The organism is Pseudomonas sp. NPDC086278, from assembly GCF_050280905.1.
Taxonomy (GTDB): Bacteria; Pseudomonadota; Gammaproteobacteria; order Pseudomonadales; family Pseudomonadaceae; genus Aquipseudomonas.
In genome coordinates, this window is sequence record NZ_JBNNWE010000205.1 from 1 (window position 1) to 2,098 (window position 2,098).

A 2,098-nucleotide genomic window follows, 5' to 3' on the forward strand; every position below is an offset into this window, starting at 1 on the left:
CCACCCTCGACAATCGCCACGCTGCTGAAAATCCCGCTGGCGTTGATCACGATGTGCTGACCGCCACACTCAAGCGTCAAGCTCGAATCGCCCTTGATCACCACATGGCTGGCGGTGACATGAGCGTGCGGCCCCGCCTGAATCACCAACGTGCCCTCTGCCGTCGTGCTGCTGTTGCCGCTGATGGTGATCAATTCATTGCCGCCGATCACGGTGTTGCGAGCACCTTCGGTGGTGTGCAACTCGTCGCCCTTGATCAGGCTGGCGCTGTTGTTGTCCACCTGTTCGAAACGGTCGTTGCCGATCAGGCTATGGCTGTCGCGGGTGATCTGTTCGCGGCGGTCGTTACCGATGTGGGTGTCGCTGTCGTTGAGGATCAGTTGCTCGAGGTCGCGCTGCGCCCGCAGGTAGATTTTTTCCTGCCCGGCGCGGTCTTCAAGCGACAGTTCGTTGTAGCCACCGGTGTGCGGGGAGCTGTGGCTACGCAACACGGTTTTGGTCTTGTTCTCCGGTAATGAATGCGCAACGGCTGTGACTTTGTTGGCGACACAACCGGTGATCAACGGATTGTCCGGATTGCCATCCAGATAGGTGACGACTACTTCCATGCCGATACGCGGGATGGTCACGGCACCGTAATCTGGCCCCGCCCAGTGGCTGGAGACCCGCACCCAGCAACTGCTTTTTTCACTGTTGAGTTCGGCCCGTTCCCACGGCAGCTCAATCTTCACGCGACCATATTCATCGCAATAGATCTCTTCACCGACCGGCCCGGTCACGCGTGCGGTCTGACTCACGAGCGGGGTTTTGCGTGAAACCATCGGCGGTCGGTAAAACACGTCCCAGGGAATGGCGCTGAAGCGGTTTCGATAGCCTTGGGTAAAGCCGTCTTCAGGTTTGACGTCGCTGGTGATGGCTTCCTCCAGCGCCTGAGGTTGCTTGCCAACGTGCGACACACTGAGCAACAGCCACAAATCGTTGCAGGCTTCACGGTGGTGTTCGGTCAAGTTGAAGAAGTGACCGCTGCGCAGGGTCGGTTGATCGCTTTGGCCCTCGGTTACCTGGTAATCGGTGCGATGCCGCTCCAGCGCCTGGCGAGCGAGTTGCTTGCCGCGTTGTTCGTTTTCGATGAACACCGGGTAACGATAGTCTTCCAGCTCGGGGCTGAACTCGGCGGTAAAACGGCTTTCCAGCAATAGATTCGGGCGTTGGAAGTCATAGTCGCGGCGCGTTGTAGTGTTAGTGCGGGTGCGAACGCCCGCCGAAAACTGGCTCACGACCGGGTGTTGCGCCACCATGCCGGAGTCTTGTTGAAAAGGGGTCTCGCCCAAGTGGGGGAACCAGGTCTGATCATCGGTGAACACCAGCAGGTGACCCTCTGCCGAATGCTGGTGATGCCACGCGATACCGTCTTCAGCGCACAGGCGCTGGACGAACTCCAAATCGCTTTCAGCGTATTGCGTGCAGTAGTCACGCTCGGGGCTGGTGCTGACCTGGAAGGTAAACGCATTGGCCTGAAAGCCGTGCCCCTTGAGCACCTGAGCGATGATTTGCGGCACGGTCAGGTTCTGGAAAATCCGCCGATCGTGGCTGAACTGCAAGTAATGCAGCGCCGGCACCAGGGTCAGGCGATAACGGGTCAGGCGTTTGCCGGTTTCACCCACGAAGACGTCTTCGATCCGGCCATGAAGACCTTCGCCGTTAAGGCCGAACTGAAGAAAGGCGGGCTGGCTGAGCAGGCTCTCCAGGTCGATATCCGGGTTTTCGCTGACCAGTTCAACCTGGATCGCATACAAGGCGCTGATGGCCTCGACACCGTCAAAGGCAAGGACTTTGAAATCGTTACGAACAGCGGGGATGTGGAGCGCGAATTGCGCCGTATTGGCCGAACCGAACATACGCTTATCCTTAAGCAAAGAGGAAATGAAGCGCGATGTCCAAACCGTCCATGGTCTGTGCACGCGAAATGGGCGGGCACGTTAGCAACGGGGCAAAAGGATAGATGTCGGACGGCTCTATAACGTATGTAGGAGCTTTCCGCATTTCAAAATATCGCTGCAACCACTACAAAGCGATCACAGGGGGTGATTGATTAGCC

General features: G+C 57.9%; 1 protein-coding gene. It reads right to left on the reverse strand.

Annotated elements, in window-relative coordinates; all coding sequences use genetic code 11:
* Positions 1 to 1,898: type VI secretion system tip protein TssI/VgrG (gene tssI / locus ACQKP4_RS28955; RefSeq protein ID WP_427637429.1), on the reverse strand; the 1,898-nt coding region annotated here is incomplete at its 3' end.
* Positions 1,899 to 2,098: the final 200 nt, after the last annotated feature.